This window comes from Streptomyces sp. NPDC003027 (genome assembly GCF_053591435.1).
Genome location: NZ_JBSFTU010000020.1, coordinates 37,395 through 59,614, shown reverse-complemented (window position 1 = coordinate 59,614; position 22,220 = coordinate 37,395). Strand labels below are relative to the sequence as shown.

Annotated in this window: 27 protein-coding genes and 1 pseudogene; 9 read left to right on the top strand and 19 right to left on the bottom strand. The window is 69.1% G+C overall.

All coding sequences use genetic code 11. The features are described 5' to 3' along the window. Nucleotides 1-2: 2 nt before the first annotated feature. The 13 genes from rplN to ACWDX6_RS16585 all read right to left on the bottom strand — a co-directional run bounded on the left by rplN (nucleotide 3) and on the right by ACWDX6_RS16585 (nucleotide 7,363). A complete protein-coding gene (gene rplN, locus ACWDX6_RS16645; protein WP_003956455.1) occupies nucleotides 3-371 on the bottom strand; it encodes a 50S ribosomal protein L14 in 369 nt (122 codons plus the stop codon). A 105-nt stretch (nucleotides 372-476) separates the two neighbouring features. Next, nucleotides 477-782, bottom strand: coding sequence for a 30S ribosomal protein S17 (rpsQ, locus tag ACWDX6_RS16640; protein WP_451485645.1), 306 nt, complete (start codon nucleotides 780-782; stop codon nucleotides 477-479). Further along, complete coding sequence (gene rpmC / locus ACWDX6_RS16635) at nucleotides 782-1,006, bottom strand: 50S ribosomal protein L29 (protein WP_030214018.1); 225 nt, start codon at nucleotides 1,004-1,006, stop codon at nucleotides 782-784. Before rpmC ends, rpsQ begins: the two co-directional genes overlap by 1 nt. Then, complete coding sequence (rplP, locus tag ACWDX6_RS16630) at nucleotides 1,006-1,425, bottom strand: 50S ribosomal protein L16 (protein WP_015035580.1); 420 nt, start codon at nucleotides 1,423-1,425, stop codon at nucleotides 1,006-1,008. Before rplP ends, rpmC begins: the two co-directional genes overlap by 1 nt. A gap of 5 nt (nucleotides 1,426-1,430) precedes the next feature. Further along, nucleotides 1,431-2,279: a 30S ribosomal protein S3 gene (gene rpsC / locus ACWDX6_RS16625; protein WP_017239578.1), complete on the bottom strand. Its 849-nt coding sequence runs from the start codon at nucleotides 2,277-2,279 to the stop codon at nucleotides 1,431-1,433. Further along, entirely contained in the window at nucleotides 2,279-2,626 is a 348-nt protein-coding gene (gene rplV, locus ACWDX6_RS16620; protein WP_058848120.1) for a 50S ribosomal protein L22, read from the bottom strand. Before rplV ends, rpsC begins: the two co-directional genes overlap by 1 nt. A gap of 42 nt (nucleotides 2,627-2,668) precedes the next feature. Then, on the bottom strand, nucleotides 2,669-2,950 hold the full coding sequence (gene rpsS, locus ACWDX6_RS16615; RefSeq protein WP_015035577.1) for a 30S ribosomal protein S19: 282 nt from the start codon (nucleotides 2,948-2,950) through the stop codon (nucleotides 2,669-2,671). A 12-nt stretch (nucleotides 2,951-2,962) separates the two neighbouring features. After that, nucleotides 2,963-3,799, bottom strand: coding sequence for a 50S ribosomal protein L2 (rplB, locus tag ACWDX6_RS16610; protein WP_403287906.1), 837 nt, complete (start codon nucleotides 3,797-3,799; stop codon nucleotides 2,963-2,965). Between the two features lie 39 nt (nucleotides 3,800-3,838). After that, the gene (gene rplW / locus ACWDX6_RS16605) at nucleotides 3,839-4,162 is read right to left on the bottom strand and encodes a 50S ribosomal protein L23 (RefSeq protein WP_451485644.1); all 324 of its coding nucleotides are present in this window, start codon (nucleotides 4,160-4,162) and stop codon (nucleotides 3,839-3,841) included. Continuing rightward, nucleotides 4,162-4,821, bottom strand: a complete 660-nt coding sequence (gene rplD / locus ACWDX6_RS16600) for a 50S ribosomal protein L4 (protein WP_403287905.1) — start codon at nucleotides 4,819-4,821, stop codon at nucleotides 4,162-4,164. Before rplD ends, rplW begins: the two co-directional genes overlap by 1 nt. A gap of 7 nt (nucleotides 4,822-4,828) precedes the next feature. Then, nucleotides 4,829-5,473, bottom strand: coding sequence for a 50S ribosomal protein L3 (rplC, locus tag ACWDX6_RS16595; protein ID WP_388687950.1), 645 nt, complete (start codon nucleotides 5,471-5,473; stop codon nucleotides 4,829-4,831). 13 nt (nucleotides 5,474-5,486) lie between these two features. Further along, a complete protein-coding gene (gene rpsJ / locus ACWDX6_RS16590) occupies nucleotides 5,487-5,795 on the bottom strand; it encodes a 30S ribosomal protein S10 (RefSeq protein WP_003948644.1) in 309 nt (102 codons plus the stop codon). Nucleotides 5,796-6,256: 461 nt separating this feature from the next. Continuing rightward, a complete protein-coding gene (locus ACWDX6_RS16585) occupies nucleotides 6,257-7,363 on the bottom strand; it encodes a hypothetical protein (RefSeq protein WP_451485643.1) in 1,107 nt (368 codons plus the stop codon). Nucleotides 7,364-7,679: 316 nt separating this feature from the next. On the opposite strand from ACWDX6_RS16585, the pseudogene ACWDX6_RS16580 reads away from it, so the two are divergent. The 3 genes and pseudogenes from ACWDX6_RS16580 to ACWDX6_RS16570 form a co-directional block, all read left to right on the top strand. After that, nucleotides 7,680-7,814, top strand: a pseudogene (locus ACWDX6_RS16580) (DUF504 domain-containing protein); the annotation flags it as partial. 188 nt (nucleotides 7,815-8,002) lie between these two features. Beyond that, nucleotides 8,003-8,509: a 2'-5' RNA ligase family protein gene (locus ACWDX6_RS16575; protein ID WP_451485642.1), complete on the top strand. Its 507-nt coding sequence runs from the start codon at nucleotides 8,003-8,005 to the stop codon at nucleotides 8,507-8,509. 151 nt (nucleotides 8,510-8,660) lie between these two features. After that, nucleotides 8,661-10,631: a PIG-L family deacetylase gene (locus ACWDX6_RS16570; protein WP_451485685.1), complete on the top strand. Its 1,971-nt coding sequence runs from the start codon at nucleotides 8,661-8,663 to the stop codon at nucleotides 10,629-10,631. Between the two features lie 55 nt (nucleotides 10,632-10,686). Here ACWDX6_RS16570 and ACWDX6_RS16565 read toward each other — a convergent pair whose 3' ends face one another. The 6 genes from ACWDX6_RS16565 to ACWDX6_RS16540 all read right to left on the bottom strand — a co-directional run bounded on the left by ACWDX6_RS16565 (nucleotide 10,687) and on the right by ACWDX6_RS16540 (nucleotide 18,712). Next, nucleotides 10,687-13,329, bottom strand: coding sequence for a peptidoglycan recognition protein family protein (locus ACWDX6_RS16565; protein WP_451485641.1), 2,643 nt, complete (start codon nucleotides 13,327-13,329; stop codon nucleotides 10,687-10,689). A 210-nt stretch (nucleotides 13,330-13,539) separates the two neighbouring features. Then, nucleotides 13,540-14,733: an elongation factor Tu gene (gene tuf / locus ACWDX6_RS16560; RefSeq protein WP_451485640.1), complete on the bottom strand. Its 1,194-nt coding sequence runs from the start codon at nucleotides 14,731-14,733 to the stop codon at nucleotides 13,540-13,542. Between the two features lie 148 nt (nucleotides 14,734-14,881). Continuing rightward, nucleotides 14,882-17,011: an elongation factor G gene (gene fusA, locus ACWDX6_RS16555; protein ID WP_403287899.1), complete on the bottom strand. Its 2,130-nt coding sequence runs from the start codon at nucleotides 17,009-17,011 to the stop codon at nucleotides 14,882-14,884. Between the two features lie 39 nt (nucleotides 17,012-17,050). Continuing rightward, a complete protein-coding gene (gene rpsG / locus ACWDX6_RS16550; RefSeq protein ID WP_003966970.1) occupies nucleotides 17,051-17,521 on the bottom strand; it encodes a 30S ribosomal protein S7 in 471 nt (156 codons plus the stop codon). 2 nt (nucleotides 17,522-17,523) lie between these two features. Beyond that, the gene (gene rpsL, locus ACWDX6_RS16545) at nucleotides 17,524-17,895 is read right to left on the bottom strand and encodes a 30S ribosomal protein S12 (RefSeq protein ID WP_003948652.1); all 372 of its coding nucleotides are present in this window, start codon (nucleotides 17,893-17,895) and stop codon (nucleotides 17,524-17,526) included. A gap of 367 nt (nucleotides 17,896-18,262) precedes the next feature. Next, on the bottom strand, nucleotides 18,263-18,712 hold the full coding sequence (locus tag ACWDX6_RS16540; protein WP_451485639.1) for a helix-turn-helix domain-containing protein: 450 nt from the start codon (nucleotides 18,710-18,712) through the stop codon (nucleotides 18,263-18,265). A gap of 239 nt (nucleotides 18,713-18,951) precedes the next feature. Between ACWDX6_RS16540 and ACWDX6_RS16535 the strand changes: the two genes are divergently transcribed. From ACWDX6_RS16535 to ACWDX6_RS16510, 6 genes are all read left to right on the top strand, one after another. Continuing rightward, the gene (locus ACWDX6_RS16535; protein ID WP_451485638.1) at nucleotides 18,952-19,281 is read left to right on the top strand and encodes a WhiB family transcriptional regulator; all 330 of its coding nucleotides are present in this window, start codon (nucleotides 18,952-18,954) and stop codon (nucleotides 19,279-19,281) included. Then, nucleotides 19,274-19,993, top strand: a complete 720-nt coding sequence (locus tag ACWDX6_RS16530) for a hypothetical protein (protein ID WP_451485637.1) — start codon at nucleotides 19,274-19,276, stop codon at nucleotides 19,991-19,993. The genes ACWDX6_RS16535 and ACWDX6_RS16530 overlap by 8 nt, the downstream gene beginning before the upstream one ends. Beyond that, nucleotides 19,987-20,199 (top strand): hypothetical protein, encoded by a 213-nt coding sequence (locus ACWDX6_RS16525; RefSeq protein ID WP_451485636.1) that lies wholly within the window; start codon nucleotides 19,987-19,989, stop codon nucleotides 20,197-20,199. Before ACWDX6_RS16530 ends, ACWDX6_RS16525 begins: the two co-directional genes overlap by 7 nt. A gap of 384 nt (nucleotides 20,200-20,583) precedes the next feature. Next, nucleotides 20,584-20,991 carry a hypothetical protein gene (locus ACWDX6_RS16520; RefSeq protein WP_451485635.1) on the top strand — a complete coding sequence of 136 codons (408 nt, stop codon included), beginning with the start codon at nucleotides 20,584-20,586 and terminating at the stop codon, nucleotides 20,989-20,991. A 126-nt stretch (nucleotides 20,992-21,117) separates the two neighbouring features. After that, on the top strand, nucleotides 21,118-21,732 hold the full coding sequence (locus ACWDX6_RS16515; protein ID WP_451485634.1) for a phage tail tube protein: 615 nt from the start codon (nucleotides 21,118-21,120) through the stop codon (nucleotides 21,730-21,732). An 89-nt stretch (nucleotides 21,733-21,821) separates the two neighbouring features. Next, on the top strand, nucleotides 21,822-22,112 hold the full coding sequence (locus ACWDX6_RS16510) for a hypothetical protein (protein WP_451485633.1): 291 nt from the start codon (nucleotides 21,822-21,824) through the stop codon (nucleotides 22,110-22,112). The last annotated feature ends 108 nt before the right edge of the window (nucleotides 22,113-22,220 follow it).

Genomic DNA, 22,220 nt, shown 5'->3' with positions numbered 1-22,220 from the left:
GCTTACAGCACCTCCGGCGCGAGCGAGATGATCTTCATGAACTTCTTCTCGCGCAGCTCACGGCCCACCGGGCCGAAGATACGGGTGCCGCGAGGGTCGCCGTCGTTCTTGAGAATGACAGCGGCGTTCTCGTCGAAGCGGATGTACGAGCCGTCCTGGCGGCGGCGCTCCTTGACGGTGCGAACGATGACCGCCTTGACGACGTCACCCTTCTTCACGTTGCCACCGGGGATCGCGTCCTTGACGGTGGCGACGATGACGTCACCGATGCCCGCGTAGCGGCGACCGGAGCCACCGAGAACACGGATGCAAAGGATCTCCTTGGCACCAGTGTTGTCGGCGACACGCAGTCGCGACTCCTGCTGGATCACGTCTATCTCCTGATTGTCTGCCGGTTCCCGGCGGGGACCCGCCCCTTACGAGGTGGGGCCCCACCGAGCCTGGCGGAACTGACCTGAGGGAAACCCCTCAGGTGATTACTTGGCCTTCTCGAGGATCTCGATGACGCGCCAGTGCTTCGTGGCGGACAGCTTCCGGGTCTCCATCAGGAGGACGCGGTCGCCGACGCCGGCAGCGTTCTGCTCGTCGTGAGCCTTGAGCTTGTTCGTACGGCGGATGACCTTGCCGTACAGCGCGTGCTTGACGCGGTCCTCGACGGCGACGACGACGGTCTTGTCCATCTTGTCGCTGACGACCAGGCCCTCGCGGACCTTGCGCGCGTTGCGCGAGCCCGCGGCGGAGCCGCTCTTGTTGTCAGTCTCAGTCACGTTGTTCTCGCTCATCAGGCGCTCTCCACCGTCTCGATGCCCAGCTCGCGCTCACGCATCAGGGTGTAGATCCGCGCGATGTCCTTGCGGACGGACTTGAGCCGCCCGTGGTTCTCGAGCTGGCCAGTCGCCGCCTGGAAGCGGAGGTTGAACAGCTCTTCCTTGGCCTCGCGGAGCTTGTTGAGAAGCTCCTCGTTGCCCAGCTCGCGCAGCTCGGACGCCTTGGTACCGGCAGTCATCACAGCTCACCTGCCTCGCGCTTGACGATCTTGCACTTCATCGGCAGCTTGTGGGCCGCACGGGTCAGGGCCTCGCGCGCGATCTTCTCGTTCGGGTAGGACAGCTCGAACATCACCCGACCGGGCTTGACGTTCGCGATCCACCACTCCGGCGAACCCTTACCGGAACCCATGCGGGTCTCGGCAGGCTTCTTGGTCAGCGGGCGGTCCGGGTAGATGTTGATCCAGACCTTGCCGCCACGCTTGATGTGGCGGGTCATCGCGATACGGGCCGCCTCGATCTGGCGGTTGGTCACGTACGCCGGAGTGAGGGCCTGAATGCCGTACTCGCCGAACGCAACCTGCGTACCACCCTTGGACATTCCGCTGCGCTTCGGGTGGTGCTGCTTGCGGTGCTTGACCCTACGGGGGATCAGCATTTCGGTCAGGCCTCCGTTCCGGTGCTCTCAGCCGGAGCGGCAGCGGCGGCGGGAGCGTCGGCCTTGGGGGCCTCCGCAGCCGGCGCGGACTGCTGCTGCGGCTTGCGGCCGCGGCCGCCACGCTCGCCACCGCGGCCACCACGGCCGGCGGGACGGTCACCAGCGCCGGCACCACGGGCCGGGCGGTTACCCGCACGGGCCGCGGCGTTCTCGGCGCGGACCTCGGCGATGTTCTTGACGTCGCCCTTGTAGATCCAGACCTTCACGCCGATGCGACCGAAGGTCGTCTTGGCCTCGAAGAAGCCGTAGTCGACGTTCGCGCGGAGCGTGTGCAGGGGCACGCGGCCCTCGCGGTAGAACTCCGAGCGGGACATCTCGGCGCCGCCGAGGCGACCGCCGCACTGGATCTTGATGCCCTTGGCGCCGGCCTTCATCGTGCCCTGCATGCTCTTACGCATGGCGCGACGGAAGGAGACGCGGGAGGAGAGCTGCTCGGCAACGGCCTGGGCGACCAGCTGAGCGTCCATCTCGGGGTTCTTGACCTCGAGGATGTTCAGCTGGACCTGCTTGCCCGTGAGCTTCTCGAGGTCGCCGCGGATGCGGTCGGCCTCGGCGCCACGGCGGCCGATGACGATGCCCGGACGCGCGGTGTGGATGTCCACCCGCACGCGGTCACGGGTGCGCTCGATCTCGACCTTCGAGATGCCGGCGCGCTCCATGCCGGACGTCATCATCCTGCGGATGGCGACGTCTTCCTTGACGTAGTCCTTGTACAGCTTGTCGGCGTACCAGCGGGACTTGAAGTCCGTGGTGATGCCGAGCCGGAACCCATGCGGGTTAACCTTCTGGCCCATTACCGGGTTCCTTCCTTGCTGCTGACGACCACGGTGATGTGGCTGGTCCGCTTACGGATCCGGTAGGCACGGCCCTGAGCACGCGGACGGAACCGCTTCAGGGTCGGGCCCTCATCCACGTACGCCTCGCTGATGAACAGCGAAGAGGCGTCACTGTGGTCGTAGTTGTGTGCAGCGTTGGCGATGGCGCTGTCCAGCACCTTGCCAACCGGCACGCTCGCGGCCTGCGGGGCGAAACGCAGGACCGCCTGAGCCTCCGTGGCGTCCATGCCACGGATAAGGTCCACCACGCGGCGGGCCTTCATGGGCGTGACGCGGATGTACCGCGCCTGGGCCCTGGCTTCCATGGTTGTCCTTCCAGTGTCTGTCATGGTCATTCCACCCCGCTACTAGCGGCGCTTCGACTTCCGGTCGTCCTTCACGTGACCCCGGAAGGTGCGCGTCGGCGAGAACTCGCCGAGCTTGTGGCCGACCATCGACTCGGTGACAAACACCGGAATGTGGGTCTTGCCGTTGTGCACCGCGATCGTGTGGCCGAGCATGGCCGGGATGATCATCGAGCGACGGGACCAGGTCTTGATGACGTTCTTGGTACCGGCTTCGTTCTGAGCGTCCACCTTCTTCACGAGGTGGCCGTCAACGAAGGGTCCCTTCTTGAGACTGCGCGGCATCTAAACCCGCTCCTAGCGCTTCTTGTTCGTCTTGCGGCGGCGGACGATGTACTTGCTCGAAGCCTTCTTCGGCGAGCGAGTACGACCCTCCTTCTGACCCCACGGGGAGACCGGGTGGCGACCACCGGAGGTCTTGCCCTCACCACCACCGTGCGGGTGGTCAACCGGGTTCATCGCCACACCGCGAACGGTCGGGCGAACGCCCAGCCAGCGCTTACGGCCGGCCTTGCCCCAGTTGATGTTCGACTGCTCGGCGTTGCCGACCTCACCGATGGTGGCGCGGCAGCGGGCGTCGACGAGACGGATCTCACCGGACGGCATGCGGAGGTGGGCCATCGAGCCCTCCTTCGCGAGCAGCTGCACGGAGGCACCCGCGGAACGGGCGAACTTGGCGCCACCGCCGGGACGGAGCTCGATCGCGTGGATCGTGGTACCGACCGGGATGTTGCGGAGGGCCAGGTTGTTACCGGGCTTGATGTCGGCGCCGGGGCCGTTCTCGACCCGGTCGCCCTGCGAGAGGCCACGCGGGGCGATGATGTAGCGCTTCTCGCCGTCCGCGTAGTGGAGCAGCGCGATGCGCGCGGTGCGGTTCGGGTCGTACTCGATGTGAGCGACCTTGGCCGGCACGCCGTCCTTGTCGTGACGACGGAAGTCGATCACGCGGTAGGCGCGCTTGTGGCCACCGCCCTGGTGGCGGACGGTCACACGACCGGTGTTGTTACGGCCGCCCTTGCTGTGCAGGGGGCGGACCAGCGACTTCTCCGGCGTGGACCGCGTGATCTCGACGAAGTCGGCTACGGAGGAGCCACGGCGGCCCGGCGTAGTCGGCTTGTACTTGCGGATTCCCATTTCTCAGTCCTCGTCCGATTCCGGACGACTCGACCGCCGTCAGGCGGTCGGGCCGCCGAAGATGTCGATACGGTCGCCCTCGGCAAGGGTCACGATGGCGCGCTTGGTGTTGGCGCGCTTGCCGAAACCGGTGCGGGTGCGCTTGCGCTTGCCCTGGCGGTTGATCGTGTTGACCCCGGTGACCTTGACCGAGAAGACCGCCTCGACGGCCTGCTTGATCTGGGTCTTGTTGGTGCCGGGCGCGACGATGAACGTGTACTTGTTCTCGTCCAGCAGGGCGTAGCTCTTCTCGGAGACAACCGGCTTGACGAGAACGTCGCGCGGGTCCGTGAAGGTCTTGCTGGTGATCGTGGCCTCGGACATCAGGCCTCGCTCCCTTCGGTGTCAGCAGCCGACGACTTCGCAGCGCCGGACACGAAGGACTCGAGAGCGGCCTGGGTGAAGACCACGTCGTCGGATCGCATCACGTCGTACGTGTTCAGCTGGCCCGGCTCCAGGATGTGAACCTGGGGCAGGTTGCGGGCGGAGAGCCACGCGACCTCGTCCGAGCGCTCGACGACCAGGAGCAGGTTCTTGCGCTCCGAGATCTTGCCGAACAGCGTCTTGGCGGCCTTGGTGGAGATGTCACCCTCGACCACGCCGGTGACGACGTGGATACGGGAGTGGTTCGCCCGGTCGGAGAGGGCACCGCGCAGGGCGGCGGCCTTCATCTTCTTCGGGGTGCGCTGGGAGTAGTCACGCGGCACGGGGCCGTGGACGACGCCACCGCCGGCGAACTGCGGCGCACGGGTCGAACCCTGACGCGCGCGGCCGGTGCCCTTCTGGCGGTACGGCTTGCGGCCACCACCACGGACTTCGCCACGGCTCTTGGTCTTGTGCGTGCCCTGGCGGGCAGCGGCCAGCTGCGCGACGACGACCTGGTGGATCAGCGGGATGCTGATCTTGGCGCCGAAGATCTCCGTGGGGAGCTCGACGGTCCCGGCCTTGTCGCCTGCCGGCGAAAGGATGTCAATGGTGCTCATCGGTTCCTCAAACCCCCTTGGCCGCGGTGCGGACCAGGACGAGGCCACCGTTCGGGCCGGGGACGGCGCCCTTGATGAGCAGCAGACCCTTCTCGGCGTCAACGGCGTGGACGGTCAGGTTCTGGGTGGTGACCCGCTCGTTGCCCATGCGACCCGCCATGCGCATGCCCTTGAAGACACGGCCGGGGGTGGCACAACCACCGATGGAACCAGGCTTGCGGTGCACGCGGTGGGCACCGTGAGACGCCTTGCCACCACGGAAGTTGTGGCGCTTCATGACACCGGCGAAGCCCTTGCCCTTGCTCTTGCCGGTGACGTCGACCTTCACGCCGGCCTCGAAGAGCTCGGCGGTGATCTCCTGGCCGAGCGTGTACTCGGAGGCGTCAGCGGTGCGGAGCTCCACCAGGTGGCGGCGCGGGGTGACGTCGGCCTTGGCGAAGTGACCCTTGAGGGGCTTGTTCACCTTGCGAGGGTCGATCTCGCCGAAGGCGATCTGGACCGACTCGTAGCCGTCGGTGTCGTTCGTACGCACCTGGGTCACGACATTCGGACCGGCCTTGACGACGGTCACCGGGACGACCCGGTTGTTCTCGTCCCAGACCTGCGTCATGCCGAGCTTCTCGCCCAGGATGCCCTTGATGTTCTTAGCCATCTCGCGCGTCACCTCAGAGCTTGATCTCGATGTCGACGCCCGCCGGCAGGTCGAGGCGCATGAGCGAGTCAACCGTCTTCGGCGTGGGGTCGAGGATGTCGATGAGGCGCTTGTGCGTGCGCATCTCGAAGTGCTCGCGCGAGTCCTTGTACTTGTGCGGCGACTTGATGACGCAGTACACGTTCTTCTCAGTGGGCAGCGGCACCGGGCCCGCGACCGACGCACCAGTGCGCGTCACCGTCTCGACGATCTTCTTCGCCGAGGAGTCGATGACCTCGTGGTCGTAGGCCTTGAGCCGGATGCGGATCTTCTGTCCCGCCATGGCTACTCAGTAGTCCTGTCTCTCGTAACGCTCTGGAACCCGGGGGTTCTCCTGACTCCACCTCCGACCCACGCGGTCGGGCGTGTCGCACTCCCTCTACGAAGATCTCCCGAAGGATTTCCCAACCAAGGGGGTGCGGGCCCTGCAAACCCGCGAAGCCGGGGGCGAAACACCCACCGGGTGCCTGGTCGGCGCCCCGCCCACGCTTCCCGGAAGATTCCCGTACGTCCGCCCCTGAGAAGAGGCGACGAGTACTGTGGGACTCGCTTCCGGTCCTCCCGGCGGGAGGCGCGCAGCATCGGCACTCAACCGAGCAACCCCGACAGTCTGCCACACGTGACGCGTCCGTGGCCAATCGGGCCGAAGAGAGTACCCCGGGCGTGACGGAGATCAAACCTGGGGTGCGACACGCTCCCCACCCGCCGCCGGTCGCCCGACGCAGCGGGACGGTGCGGAACGCGTCAGGTACGGGTGACCGTGCCGCACTTCTTCGGGAGATCTCCGAGGTCCTTGCTGCGGTCGTACGGATCGATCTCCGGCCCGCCGGGGGGCGCCGCGCTGATCAGGTCCTCGCTGAACTGGGGATGCAGGAAGCCGTCCCCGTCCCTGGCGCAGTCGCTGTTCCCGGCGGACTCGTCCATCCGCAGCACGGCCAACATGCCTCGCGTCGCCACGACTTCGGCCGGGTCGTAGAGAGCGAAGGTCATCTGGCGCCGTACGACGGTACGGGCAACCTCGTCGAAGCCGGGGCGGGTCTTCACCAGCGGATAGACGAAGGTGTAGTCGGCGTGCACCTGAACCTCGCCGCTCCGCTCACCCGCCTCGAAGGTCATCCGCCCGCGCGTCTTGACGACGTCACCGGCGAGACGCGCCTCGGCCGGGTCGAACCGGCTGAACAGCCACAGCGGGTCGTTGTCCCGGCCCGGCTTCGCGAGCCACCGGTCGATGCGCGGACGGACGTCCTTCTGCAGGGGATCGAGCAGTGCGATCGCGTCGGTCGGCCGTTCCCCGCGCAGCGTGGCCCGGTCCAGGTTCGCGGCGACGAGGAACCGTCTGACCGAGTCGAGCGCGCCGGCGACCTCCTCCTCGGACATCCCTCCGACGGCCTGGGCCCGGGGCACCTCGATCCCCGCGGCCCCGTCCGCCCACCGGAGAGCCGGCGATCCCTTGAACGGTTCCTTCAGCGTCGGACGGTCCGGGAGGATCTCCTGGGACGGCGCCGCGCTCGGACGTGCGGTCTCCGCGGACAGGGGGGTGGTCGCGCCCGGGCCGCCGAGCCCCTCGGGCAACCGGTCCGTGACGAGGTCCGGGCGCAGGGCGATCAGCAGGAGGCCGGCGGCCAGGGTGATCCCGACGGCACCCTTGAACTGGCGCCGCGCCCTGCCCCGTCCGTTCATCTCCCGCCAGGCCGGCCCGGTCCGCCACCCCTCGGGCTCGTGCCGCTTCGGCCGCCGAGGCCGCCGCCGGCGGGCCTCCGGGACGACGTCGGAACCGACCCCGTCCATCCTCGCCGCCTCGACGAACGCGGCCCATTCCTCGTCGGAGACCGACGGGTCCTTCTCACTCATGTTCCCCACCCCTGACCGTGCTCGCGGTCAGGAGGGTTTCACGGGGCGTGGCGGAAGGCGCGGGCAGGCCGGGTTCGTTGATCTTTCCGAGATCGGGGGAACTCAGCCCTCGGGGGGCGTACGAGACGAAGCCGCCCAGGCGGCGGGGGCGAAGGTGCGGCGGGGCCTTCGGTGACCTTGGAGTCGCGGTCGTGGATCGTGGCAGGGGTGGTGGCGACCTCAACACAGGACTCGATCCCGACCCAGGACCTGCCGCGCCACCGCGCAACAGCCTCGGCCGCCGACTGAGACGCCCCACCCAGGGCACCCGCCCGACGTGCACACCAGTGACGAGATCTACCACCGGGTGCTGTGGGACCCCCGCTTCGATCCCGAGCGCTTCGTGATGGGGATCGCCGAGCGCGGTGCCGGGCCCCAGCGGATGCCGCTGGTCGACTTCGTGCCCGGTGGCGAGATCCCCTGGCACCGGGTGGTCTTCTTCGAGGCCGACGGGCGGGTCGTCTGGGACCGGGCGACAGGGATCGACCGGCTCGACGGGCTTCTGGCGCCGCGGGCCACCGAGCCGGCGGGCTCCCGGGAGGTCCTGGCGGTCGCGCCGACGAACCGTACGGCCGTGGCCTGGGTCCCGCCGTCCGAGCTGTGGCCCCCGATCCAGCACATCCGCCGCGAGCAGACCGCCAGATCCACCGCTGGCCGCCGCACGTCAACGTGCTCTTCGGCTTCGTACCCGAGGAGGACTTCGCGCGGGCGGCCCCGCTCGCCGCCGCGGCGGTGGCCGAGGTGCCGGCGTTCAAGGCCCGGCTGGAGGGCGTGCACTGGTTCGGCCACCGTGAGGACGCCACTGTCTGGCTCGATCCGGCGGCGGCCGGCGAGGAGCCGTGGGCCCGGCTGCGGGAGGCCCTGGAGGCCCGCTTCCCTCGCTGCGGAGCCCACCGGGGCGGGGGCTTCACCCCGCACCTCTCCCTCGGCCGCACCCGCGACCCGCACGCTCTCGCGTCGAAGGCCGACGCCCTGCTGGGAGCGGTGACGGCGCGGGTCACCGAGCTCGTCCTGCTCTCCCGCCGGGGCGACGGACCGATGCGCGTCCGGGCGAGGCTGCGGCTCGGAACGGGCGAGCTGCGATGGTCCGCGCCCGACACCGAATGAATTCCTCGGACACACTTGCGACTCATCGCACAACCTCCGGTACCGGAAATCCGTCTACCAAGGCGCTCAGGGACCGCTACGCAGCGCGGGGGAACCTCCACCAGTGGACGACATAGCCGTCTCCGGGGCCTTCCGGCCCCGGCGGCGCAGCATGCTCGCGGCCGCCGTCGCGGTGGCCGCCCTCGCCGGGTGCTCCGTGCCCGCGCCCCGCCGCACCGGCCCGACCGCCGATCCCGCGCCCGGGATGGCGATCGCCGGCTCGCGCCGCGCACAGCTCGTGCAGTTCGCCGCGCACCCGGACGACGACCTGTACTTCATGAACCCGGACACCCAGCGCATGCTCGACGCCGGTGTCCCCCTCGCCTCCGTGTACGTCACCGCGGGCGAGCACACCGGCAGGAACTGGATCAAGGGCATGCCGGAGACCGCCCCGGACAAGTCCGCCTACTCCGCCGCCCGTCACCAGGGCCTGCGCCAGGCGTACGCGGAGGCCGTCGGCCTCAACCGGTTCACCCCCTGGCAGAAGGACGTCATCACCCTGCGCGGCGGACGACGGGCCGAGATCAACACGCTCACCCATGGCGGTCGCCGGGTCGAGCTGATCTACCTCAACCTGCCCATGCACAGCTCCCGGCGGTACATGGCCCTGCCCGCGCTGTGGCACGACCGGGCCCTCGAACTGAGGACCCACCTCTCCGCCGGCTCCCCCGTCGGCCGCTCGGACACCTACGACCACGACCAGCTGATCGACGTCCTCGTCGGCCTCCTGGAGCGGTACCGGCCGACGGTCGTCCAGACCCTCGACCCGGACCCGGACATCCAGCTGAGCGACGAGGCGACGCGCAAGCGGGACAGCGAGCAGCCCGGCTACTCCGACCACGGCGACCACACCGCCGTCGCCTGCTTCTCCTGGGCCGCGCTGATCCGCTGGGTCGCCGAGTCCGCGCGGGACGGCGCGGCCGTACCGGCGTTCACGGCGCACGCCTTCCGCGGCTACTACAACCGCCACTGGCCCAAGAACCTCCCCCCGCAGGTCCTGCGGGAGAAGGCCGCGCATCTCGTCCCGTACGGCGGCGATCCCTCCTGGCAGTGCGGCGACCCCTCCGGCTGCGGCGACTACGGCGTCGGCGGCGAGCGGCCCCTCGCCAACAAGAAGGGCTGGGTGCGCTCCACGCACCACCGCTGGCCCGGAGCCGGCCCCGCCCTCGTCGCGGAGCCCGACGGGCGGCTCGTCGCCCATGGAGTGCTCGGGCTGCGGGCGGTCCGCTGGCGTGAGACGGAGAAGGGCTCCGGCCTCTGGGGCGAGCCGGAGGACCTCGGCGGCGGGCCGCTCGTGCCGGAGCTGGGCTCGGCCGTGCTCCCCGACGGGCGGCTGCTGCTCCTGGGGGTGCGCTTCGCCGCGCTCGGCGGCCACGGCGGCCCGAACAGACGGGAGGTCGTGCTCCTGGAGCAGCGCTCCCCGGGCGGCCCCTTCCTCGCCTGGCGCGGCCTGGGCAATCCCGAGCGCGGCGACGACCGCGGCCGCCGCATCGGTGTGCCGGTGGCCGTGACGGCCCCCGACGGCCGGGTCCATCTCTTCGTACGCAACGCCGACAAGGGTGTGTCGACGCGGGTACGGGACACCTCCGGCGCCTGGAGCCCCTGGCAGCCCCTGGACGGCGAGGCGGAGGTGCAGGACGGGCTGACCGCCCTGGTCGACGCTGCCGGGCACGTCCACCTCCTGGCGGCGGGCCGGGAGTCGGTCGCGCACTGGATCGACGGCGCGCTCGCCGATCCGCTGCCCCTCGCCGGCGACCCCGTCGCCGCCGTCCCCGGCAGCGGCGGCGTCGACGTGTACTACCGCGAACCGGCGGCCGCCGCCCTGCTCAGGGCCGGGCAGGACGCGTCCTTCGACGGATACGGCGCCGTCACCGCCCGGCTCGTCGACGGCGAGACGGTGCTCCTCGGCCGGGACCTGCGCGGGCGTATGCGGCTGCGCAGGGGCGCGCGCACGCACACCCGTACGCAGGGGGTCGCCGCCGTCGGGAACGCCGCGCTCCACGGAGCGGCCGCCGCCGGCCTCGGCGCCGACGGCCACCCGTGGCTGTGGCGGCCGACGGAAAGGGCCCGCCCCCCTCGATGAGGGAGACGGGCCCGGACCCGGCGGCGAGGCGCTCAGGTCACCGCTGTCACTCGCTTCACTTGATGAAGTAGCCGGTGATGTCGGCGAGCAGGTCCACCGAACCCGACTTGTTGTAGAAGCTGACCTTGCCGTTCACGACCGGGACGACGACCAGGTTCGGGATCGTCTGACCGGCGGTGAAGTTCAGGTTCGACGCGCTCGTACGGGTCGTACCGTCCGGGTAGACCGACACGAAGCTGCCCGCGGTCGGGTTCGTCGCCGTCACGTTCAGGACCACGGCGGTGACGCCGGAGGCGGGAACGCCCTCGACACCCGCGACCGGGAGGGTCACGACGCCGCCGGGACCGACCTTGGCCTTCGGCACCCCGAGACCGGAACGCGTGTCCATCAGCCGCTTCGGGCCCAGGTTGATGTGGGACGCGCCCTCCTGCCCGGCGGTGAAGTAGCCGGTGATGTCGGCGATCAGGTCGACGGAGCCGGCGCGGTTGTAGAAGTCCACCTTGCCGTTCACGACCGGGACGACGACCAGGTTCGGGATCGTCTGACCGGCGGTGAAGTTCAGGTTCGACGCGCTCGTACGGGTCGTACCGTTCGGGTACACCGACACGAAGCTCCCCGCGGTCGGCGCGGTCGCCGTGACGTTCAGGACCACGGCGGTGACGCCGGTCTCCGGAACGCCCTGGACGCCCGCGACCGGAAGGGTCACGACGCCGCCGGGACCGACCTTGCCCTGCCGCACCCCGAGGCCGGACCGCGTGTCCATCAGCCGCAGCGGGCCGTGGTTGGCGTGCGTGGAGCCGGTGGTGTCGGTGGTGTAGTAGCCGGTGATGTCCGCGAGCAGATCGACGGTGCCGGCGTGGTTGTAGAAGCTGACCTTGCCGTTCACGACCGGGACGGTCACCAGGTTGGGGATCGTCGTGCCGGCGGTGAAGTTCAGGTTCGACGCGCTCGTACGGGTCGTACCGTTCGGGTACACCGACACGAAGCTGCCGGCCGTCGGGTTGGTCGCCGTCACGTTCAGCACGACCGCGCCCACGCCCGTGGCCGGTATGCCGTTGGCGCCGGTCACCTGGAGCGTCACGACGCCGCCGGGACCGACCTTGGCCTTGGCCACGCCGAGACCGGATCGCGTGTCCATCAGCCGGGTCGGCGTGACGGGCTTGAACGTCTTGGGACCGGGGACGGTCACGGTGATCGCCGGGGTGGTGGTCGTCTTGCCGGAGGTGTGGATGCCCCGGATGGCGACCTGGTGGGCGCCGTAGCCCGTGAGCGTCGTCGACGTGCTCCGCGTGCCGCCGGTGACCCACTTGACCATCTGGCCGTCGACCAGCAGCTCGAAGCGGTGGACGAGGTTGGCCGGCGTGGTCGAGGACCAGTTGAGCGTCAGCGGCCCGGGCGTCTCGTACCCACTGCCGGCGACGGTCGCGCCGCCACCCACGGAGTCGATCTTCAGGTTGGCGACGGTGCCGGTGGCGTAGCTGCGGATGGTGGGCAGCTGGGGGTAGAGCATGTTCCCCGGGCACTGGGTGTTGTAGCCGTTGCGGTGACCGGAGATCGCGTCGAAGCTGTACGCCGTGCCCTGGGTGAACGAGGTGCCGAAGTAGTTCTTCTGGGTGGCGCCCGCGGTCAGCATGGCCTTGCCGCCCGGGTCGACGCCGTACTGGCCGAGCTTGTACGCGGCCACGCGCGAGGACGAGACCAGCGCGGCGTTCGAGGCGGCCTGGTCCGTGTAGTCACCGATGATCGCGACGCTGGTGGACTCGGCGTTCCAGCCGAAGGTGTGGGCACCGAGCACCGGCTGGTCGACGCCGCCCTTGCGGCCCTCGAAGACCGTCCCGCACTTGTCGACGAGGAAGTTGTAGCCGATGTCGCGCCACTTCTGGACGTCGACGTGGTAGTCGAGGATGCTCCGGACGACGCTGGCCGAGGCCGAGCACTCGTACTCGGCGCTCGTGGTGTGGTGCACGAACGCGGCCTTGATCTTGCCGCCGATCAGGTACTGGGCCGGCTCGGGGGTCTTCTCCTCGATCGCGGCTCCGCCCCACTCGGCGCGGGTGATGATTTTCGGCTGCGGCGCCGTCGACGCGGGCCCCGGCACGCTCGGCGGCGTCGTCGGCGGCTCGTCGGCGGCCACGAAAGCGGCCGGCTCGGCGTTCAGCTCGCCGTTCTCCTTCGCCTCGGCTCCCGCTCCGCCCGGGTCGACCATGTTGAGCTGAAGTCCGGCGGGCAGTTTGCCCAGCGCGGCTCCGTCGCTCACCCGGACCTCGGCGCCGTCGGAGGCACCGACCCATACGGGCTCGGTGGATCCGGGCGCGCCCGGGCGGTAGCCGTCCAGGCCGGACGGGAGCGGCTCCAGCTCGATCCAGTCGGACCACTCACCGGTCTCGACGCTGCGGGTGCGCGCCTCGATCGTGCCCTTGACCTTCTGGGCGGGGTCCGTCCAGGAGACGCCGAGGAGGCCGAACGGCTGGGTGGTCCGCTGCGTGAGGACGGCCTCGCCCTTGCCCTTGTCGGTCAGCGCGAGCTTGTGCAGCTCGCTCTCGGCAGAAGCGTTTCCGCCGGCCTGGGCGCTGTACAGCCCCGGCTCGTCCGCTGCCTCACGGTTTCCCTCGGTCCCGAATACCGCACCGTTCGCGGCGGCCTGGAAGCCCAGTACCGCTACGACACCGATGGCGGTACCGATCGCCGTACGGCGCACGCGCGCCGCAGTCGTACGACGTGCTCGACGTCCCGATCTCAAGTTGTCTCCACCCCTAATGGTCATGACACAACTGACCGGCGCATGCTACATGCAGTCAGGTTTGCTTCTGCCATCAGGGGGTAAAACGAAGGGCCCCGCGCCGCCGAAGCGGTGCGGGGCCCTCGTTTGACGCTCCGTCAGGAGCGGCACAGGTCAGACGATCGACAATTACTTGTTGATCTTGACGACCTGGCCGGCGCCCACGGTCCGGCCACCCTCACGGATGGCGAACTTCAGGCCCTCCTCCATGGCGACGGGCTGGATCAGCTCGACGGTCATGGAGGTGTTGTCGCCCGGCATGACCATCTCGGTGCCCTCGGGGAGGGTCACGACGCCGGTCACGTCCGTGGTACGGAAGTAGAACTGCGGGCGGTAGTTGTTGAAGAACGGGGTGTGACGGCCACCCTCGTCCTTCGACAGGATGTACGCCTGGGCCTCGAACGAGGTGTGCGGCGTGACCGAGCCGGGCTTGATGATGACCTGGCCGCGCTCGACATCCTCGCGCTTGATGCCACGGAGGAGCAGACCGACGTTCTCACCGGCCTGGCCCTCGTCGAGCAGCTTGCGGAACATCTCGATGCCGGTGACCGTGGTGGTGGTCTTCTCCTGCTTGATACCGACGATGTCGACGGTCTCGTTGACCTTCAGGACACCACGCTCGATACGGCCGGTGACGACGGTGCCACGACCGGTGATCGTGAAGACGTCCTCGATCGGCATCAGGAACGGCTTGTCGACGTCACGCTCGGGCTGCGGGATCGCCTCGTCGACGGCGGCCATCAGGTTCAGGACCGACTGGCCCCACTCCTTGTCGCCCTCGAGCGCCTTGAGCGCCGAGACCTTGACGACCGGCAGGTCGTCGCCCGGGAACTCGTACTCGGAGAGGAGCTCACGCACCTCGAGCTCGACGAGCTCCAGGATCTCCTCGTCGTCCACCATGTCGGCCTTGTTCAGGGCGACGACGATGTACGGAACGCCGACCTGGCGGGCCAGGAGCACGTGCTCCTTGGTCTGCGGCATCGGGCCGTCGGTGGCCGCGACCACGAGGATGGCGCCGTCCATCTGCGCCGCACCCGTGATCATGTTCTTGATGTAGTCCGCGTGACCGGGGCAGTCGACGTGGGCGTAGTGACGCGACTCGGTCTGGTACTCGACGTGCGCGATGGAGATGGTGATACCGCGCTGGCGCTCCTCAGGAGCCTTGTCGATCTGGTCGAAGGCCGAGGCCTCGTTCAGGTCCGGGTACGCGTCGTGCAGCACCTTGGTAATGGCGGCCGTGAGGGTCGTCTTACCGTGGTCGATGTGACCAATGGTGCCGATGTTGACGTGCGGCTTAGTCCGCTCGAACTTCGCCTTCGCCACGGGGTTCCTCCTGGAGTGGTTCTGAACGCCTTGCTTCATCGGCGCCAGGTGATCTTTGCTGGAATGCCAGTGGCCGGGGCCCGATTCCTCGGGTTACGGGGAGGAGCCCCGGCGACTGGGTCAAGCCTAAAGCGTGAACTCGGGAGAGTTACTCGCCCTTGGCCTTCGCGATGATCTCCTCGGCGACGTTCCGCGGAACCTCGGCGTAGGAGTCGAACTGCATCGAGTAGCTTGCGCGACCCGAGGTCTTGCTGCGGAGGTCTCCGACGTAGCCGAACATCTCCGAAAGGGGCACGAGGCCCTTCACGACGCGAGCGCCGCTGCGCTCCTCCATGGCCTGAATCTGACCACGGCGGGAGTTGATGTCACCGATGACCTCACCCATGTAGTCCTCGGGCGTGACGACCTCAACGGCCATCATGGGCTCAAGGATGACGGGGGAAGCCTTGCGCGCGGCCTCCTTGAAGGCCTGCGAACCGGCGATCTTGAAGGCGAGCTCGGAGGAGTCGACCTCGTGGTAGGCACCGTCGAGAAGGATGACGCGGACGCCAGTCATCTCGTAGCCGGCCAGGATGCCGAACTGCATGGCCTCCTGCGCACCGGCGTCGACCGAAGGGATGTACTCCTTCGGGATGCGGCCACCGGTGACCTTGTTCACGAACTCGTACGAGGCGTCACCGCCCTCGATGGGCTCGATCGCGATCTGCACCTTGGCGAACTGACCGGTACCACCGGTCTGCTTCTTGTGGGTGAAGTCCACGCGCTCGACGGCCTTGCGGATCGTCTCGCGGTACGCGACCTGCGGCTTGCCGACGTTCGCCTCGACCTTGAACTCGCGACGCATACGGTCGACGAGGATGTCGAGGTGAAGCTCGCCCATACCACCGATGATGGTCTGGCCGGTCTCCTCGTCCGAGTGGACCTGGAAGGAGGGGTCCTCCTCCGCGAGACGCTGGATGGCGACACCCAGCTTCTCCTGGTCACCCTTGGACTTGGGCTCGATGGCGACCTGAATGACCGGCGCCGGGAAGTCCATGGACTCCAGGATGACCGGGTTCTTCTCGTCGCACAGCGTCTCACCGGTGGTGGTCTGCTTGAGGCCCATGACGGCGACGATGTCGCCGGCGCCCACCGAGTCGATCTCCTCACGCTTGTTCGCGTGCATACGGTAGATCTTGCCGATGCGCTCCTTCTTGCCCTTGACGGAGTTCAGCACCGAGGTGCCGGCCTCCAGGCGACCGGAGTAGATCCGGACGAAGGTGAGCTTGCCGAGGTGCGGGTCGCTCGCGATCTTGAAGGCGAGCGCCGAAAGGGGCTCCTCCTCCGAGGGCTTGCGCCGGACGACGACCTCGGCGTCCTTGACGTCGTGGCCCTCGATGGCCTCGACGTCCAGGGGGGAGGGGAGGTAGCGCACGACCGCGTCGAGCAGGGGCTGGACACCCTTGTTCTTGAACGCGGTGCCACAGAAGACGGGGGTGATCGTCTTCTCGCCGCCACCCTTGCCGGACGCGATGGTGATACGACGGATCGCGGCGTACAGCTGCTCCTCGGTGGGCTCCTGGCCCTCGAGGAAGAGCTCCATGATCTCTTCGTCGTTCTCCGCGACGGTCTCGACCAGCTTGCCGCGCCACTCTTCAGCGGCCTCGGTGTGCGAGGCGGGGATGTCGACGACGTCGTACATCTCGCCCTTGGTCGCTTCCGCGGACCAGACCAGGGCCTTCATGCGGACGAGGTCCACGACACCCTGGAAGTCCATCTCGGCACCGATGGGGAGCTGCATGACGATCGGGACGGCGCCGAGGCGGTCCACGATCATGTCGACGCAGCGGTGGAACTCGGCGCCCGTACGGTCGAGCTTGTTGACGAAGCAGATACGCGGCACGCCGTAGCGGTCCGCCTGACGCCAGACAGTCTCGGACTGGGGCTCGACACCGGCGACGCCGTCGAACACCGTCACGGCACCGTCGAGCACGCGCAGCGAACGCTCCACCTCGACGGTGAAGTCGACGTGGCCCGGGGTGTCGATGATGTTGATGGTGTGGTCGACGTCCTCGAGCGGCCAGTGGCAGGTCGTCGCGGCGGACGTGATCGTGATGCCGCGCTCCTGCTCCTGCTCCATCCAGTCCATCGTGGCAGCGCCGTCGTGGACTTCACCGATCTTGTAGGAGACACCGGTGTAGAACAGGATTCGCTCGGTGGTGGTCGTCTTGCCCGCGTCGATGTGGGCCATGATGCCGATGTTGCGCACCTTGGCCAGGTCAAGCGAAGTGGTAGCCATATCGGCTCAGTCTTCTCTCGGTCTCGATGTGGGTTGCGACTACCAGCGGTAGTGCGCGAAGGCCTTGTTGGACTCGGCCATCTTGTGCGTGTCCTCACGCTTCTTGACCGAAGCACCGAGGCCGTTGGAGGCGTCGAGAAGCTCGTTCATGAGGCGCTCGGTCATGGTCTTCTCGCGACGGGCGCGGGAGTAGCCCACGAGCCAGCGGAGCGCGAGGGTGGAGGCGCGACCAGGCTTGACCTCGATCGGCACCTGGTAGGTGGCGCCACCGACACGGCGGGACTTGACCTCGAGGGACGGCTTCACGTTCTCGAGGGCGCGCTTCAGCGTGATGACCGGGTCGTTGCCGGTCTTCTCGCGGAGGCCTTCCATGGCGCCGTAGACGATGCGCTCGGCGGTGGAGCGCTTGCCGTCCAGCAGGATCTTGTTGATCAGCGAGGTGACAAGAGGAGAGCTGTAGACCGGGTCGATGATGACCGGGCGCTTCGGGGCGGGGCCCTTACGAGGCATTCTTACTTCTCCTTCTTGGCGCCGTAGCGGCTGCGAGCCTGCTTACGGTTCTTGACGCCCTGCGTGTCGAGGGAACCGCGGATGATCTTGTAACGAACACCCGGCAGGTCCTTCACACGGCCACCGCGCACGAGCACGATCGAGTGCTCCTGCAGGTTGTGACCCTCACCCGGGATGTAGGCCGTGACCTCGATGCCGGAGGTCAGACGCACACGCGCGACCTTACGGAGGGCCGAGTTCGGCTTCTTCGGGGTGGTCGTGAACACACGCGTGCAGACGCCGCGGCGCTGAGGGGAACCCTCGAGTGCGGGCGTCTTGTTCTTCTCGACCTTGTCCTGCCGGCCCTTCCGGACCAGCTGCTGGATCGTAGGCACTACTTCTCCGGTTTCTGTGTGCCGTCGTAAAACTAACCTGAAACACTGCGCCGACCCACGCGGTCGGGTGTGTCGAATACTGCGGACCTCCGCCGAGGGCGAAAAAGCGCAGATTGCGGTGGCCGTACTCGGACTCGCGGTGCGGTTGAGGACACGCACACGAGCCCAGGCACACCCCAGGCACAAGGTCTGAGCGTACCTATCGCATGGACTCCGGTCAAAACAAATGCCCGCGCGCACCGGGGCCCGGCCTGAGCCCGGGCCGACCTCGGGGAACGCGGGCGTCCGAGACACGCGGGAGCCGGGGCGTCATCACCCCGGCTCCTCCCGGCACTTCCCGGCGGCGGCCCGCTCGGCGGGCCACCGCTCACTCCCTCGCGGCACGTCCGGGATCGGTCTGCTCGCCGCCGTCCGCGTCCGCGCCGTCGGTCTCGAGGAACTCGTTCACCACCTTGGTGAAGACGCCGAGCCGTTCGTCGGGGACCCCGAGCCAGCGGGCGAAGTCCTCCATCGACGGCTGCCAGTCGTTCGGCGGGAGGAGATCCTCCGCGAGCGGCAGCTCCTCCGGTGTCACGCGCCCCGACCGGATGAGCATGTCGCGGACGGACACCCCGAGCAGGGGGGCGATCCTGCGCATGGTCTCCAGGTCGGGCATGCTCTGCCGTTGCAGCAGCCGGGTCACGGCAGCGCGATGCACACCGGCCTCGTCCGCGATCCGGGACTTCCCGCCGCCGCGCGGGCTGTCGATGTCGTACCCGCGTTCGCGCATCAGCCCTTCGACCCAGCCCGCGAACCGGTCCAGCCCTTGAGTGGTCATGTAACGCTCCTCACTCCACTCCTCCAGGCGGCCAACTCTAGCGTGCTTGCGCGCAAGGAATTACGTAGTTTCGGCAGCGCAACCGTGTCAAACCGGTGAAGGTGCTTCACGAACGTTGTTGCGCGCTCGCACGCAACATGTAACTCTGGCTCGCCGCCGCACTCGTCGGCCTCCTGAGTCCCACGGGCCCCATCGGCCCCTTGGGACGCGCTGGTGGCCCCGGACCGTGGAGAACCACCTTGCTCCTCACCGACTCCTCCCCCTGGCAGGCCGCCGCCGCGTGCGCCGGCCTGTCCCCCTCCGTCGTCTTCGCCCGCCGCGCCCAGCACGCGGCCCCGGCGCTCCGCGCCTGCGCCGTCTGCCCGGTCCGCCGCGAGTGCGAGGCGGCGGTGGCGCCCGCCGAGAGCTACTTCGACGGCGTCTGCGCGGGCCGCCTGTGGCGCAACGGCCGCCCGGCGGACGACGCACGCGTGGCCAGGGCGGTCGCGGCGACGCCGACGGTGCCGCGGGGCGCCGCACCGGCCGTGACGCCGAGCGTCGCGTCGGGCGGGAGCGGTCGTCGTGGCTGACCGCGCCGTTGAGCTCGTCCTCCGTGACATCACGCTGTGGACCGCCTCCCTCGCACGACAGTTCCCCGAGCTCACCGAGGAACTGGCACCCGGTCGCCGCGGCCCGGCCGGATCCGCGCCCACCGCGCCCCACTCCGGCCGCGACGAGCTGATCCGCGAGGAGCGCCGTGAGGCCCTGCTCCTGCAGCAGCGGCACGGGCTGGCCGTCCCCGGTCACGGTGCCGCCCCGATCCGCCTGCACGTATCCGACGCCATCCGCGACATCACCGACGGCGTGGTGGAGCTGGAGGAGGCGGTACGCGCCCGGCTCGGCCTCCCCCGCCCCGGCCGCGCCCCGGTCGTCGAGCGGCTCCGGCGGACGTTCGCGCTCCTCGACGACGTCGCGGCCCACCCCGACCTGGCCCGTCACATGCGCGACGAGCTGCGCCGGATGGCCCGGCGGTGCGCCCGCACGCTCGGCGACGCGGAGACGGTCGTACGGGTGTCGGGGCGCTGCCCCTGGTGCGACTCGGTGTCGCTGCGGGCCTTCCCGGACCGGCGGGCGGTGCTGTGCGTGAACCCGGCGTGCACCTGCGCCGACGAGGAGTGCGGCTGCCGGGACGACCCGTCGTACCGCCACCTGTGGCCGCAGGAGCGGTGGGACGAACTGGCGGACGCTTCGGGCACGCCGACCGAGGAGATCGCCGCGGCGATGGAGGACACCCCGTGCTGACGTCCCTGCCGCTGCCCGCCCTGATCCCGGGCCCGCTCGCCGCCGAGGAGGCGGGGGTCGCTCCGGCCACGATCCGCAAGTGGGTCCAGCTGGGCCATCTGAAGGCCGTCGGCAAGGCGGGCAGGGCACAGCTCTTCCGCCTGGAGGACGTCTTCGCCGCCGAACGCCTCGCCCGCCGCCGGCTCCCGCGCCCCGCGGGCGCGTGACCCCGGATCCGCAGCGCCGCCCGACCCGAACACCCCGCCCGACCCGAACGCCCCGCGTCCACCAGGACGCGGGGCGTTTCTTCGTACGCCCGGGGCCCCGGCCCGCCCTGGAACCCGTGCGCCGGGGCCCACCCGAGCGCCTCGCGACCGCCCCCCGGCCCCGCCCGTACCCCTGGCCGCCGAGCCGTCCCCCCCACCCACCTCCCGAACTAGTTGCGTGCGCGCACGCTCTCTGTCACAGTTGGTGCAGCGGCGGAGCTGTGCCCCACACCGGGACACGGCTTCGCCGTTCGCCGTCCGGGTGCGCTCCGCGCCCCTCCCCCTTCCCCGCGTCGAGCGCCCCGGACGGCGCCCCGTCCCGCATCCCCTCCGAGGAGAACCGTCATGACCACTCCCCCGAGTGCTTTCCCAGACGTCGAGAAGCTGGTCGTCGACGTCCTCAAGGCCGACCCGGCCCTGGCCGGCGCCGTCGTCGCCGTCCATCCGCCGAGCGGATTCGACGGCACCCAGAGCGCGGTGCTCGTGAACCGGCGCGGCGGTGCCTGGATCGGTGATCTGCACGTCGACATGCCGCTGATCGAGTTCGAGGTGTACGGGCCGAGCAAGACAACCGCCCACACCCTCGCCAACGCGGCCCGGCGCGCACTGCTCGCCACCATCGGCAAGCAGATCGGCGGCAACCTCGTCCAGGACGTCGAGGAGCAGGACGGGCCGCGCTGGCTGCCCGACTACCTCTACCGAGGCGCCAACCGCTACCTGTGCGTGATCCGCCTCTCCCTGACCGTCTTCTGAACCTCTTCGGAGTCCGGACGGACCGCTCACCCCACAGACCAGGCCTCGCCGTCCGGCGGGGCCTTTGCCGTACCCGGGGACGACCCCCGGGCGGCGCCCTCACCCCCTCACAAGGAGACACCCACCATGGCAGGAAACAACTCCGCAGAGATCCGCGTCGCCGGCACCGGCAAGCTCTACGTCGCCAAGGTCGGCACCAACGCCCCCGCCTTCAGTGGCAACTCCGCCACCGACTGGGCCAACTGGACCGACCTCGGCTTCACCACCGGCGACGGCGTCACCTTCTCGAAGAAGGACAAGCTGGAGGCCATCGACTCGTGGCAGTCGGTCTCCCCGGTCCACTACATCTACTCGGCCCGTGACCTCTCGCTGAAGTTCTCGATGCTCCAGTTCAACGAGGCCACGCTGCCGTTCTTCATGGGCGGCGGCGAGGTCAAGGCGGAGGCGGCCCCGGCGGTCGACACCTACAAGTACGAGATCGCCGAGCGTCCGTACGCGGACGTGCGCGCCCTCGGCCTGGAGTTCACGGACGTCAAGGCCGACCCGGCGACCGGTACCAGCACCACGGTCAAGTACCGCTTCATCATCCCGCGTGGCCAGGTCACCGCCTCCGACGACATCAAGCTGGCCCGTAAGGCGGCGTCCACCCTGGGCATCACCTTCTCCGCCATGTCGAGCGGTGACGGGAAGCCGCTGGCCACCTTCCTGATGCAGGACAGCCAGTACTCCACCACCGTCTGATCCTGCTCGACCCGGGGCGGGACGGCCCTCCGCCGTCCCGCCCCGCCCCTCTCCTCTTTCACTCACTCGAACAAGGAGTACGCATCACCATGGCCCGTTTCGACGTCAACGCCGCCCGCGCCCAGCGCCTGGAGGCCCACGGCCGCAGCTGGTCCTTCGAGCTGGACGGCGAGTCCTTCACCCTGCCCACCGAGCTCAGCCGCGCGACCGCGAAGGGTCTGCGCAAGCTCGACGACAACGACGTGGACGGGCTGCTCGCGCTCCTGATGGGTGAGGAGCAGTTCGCCCGGTTCGAGCGGCACGACATCACCATGCAGGACATCGCCGCCATCCTGGAGGCCTACGGCAAGGAGACCGGGCTCGGCCTGGGGGAAGACTGAGCCTCGTCGAGTTCGTCGACGAACACGCCGAGGCCCTTGAAGCGGACTTCCTCCGCTATTACTCCGTCGACCTCCTCGACTGGCACCGCGGCGACCTCTCCAGCCGCC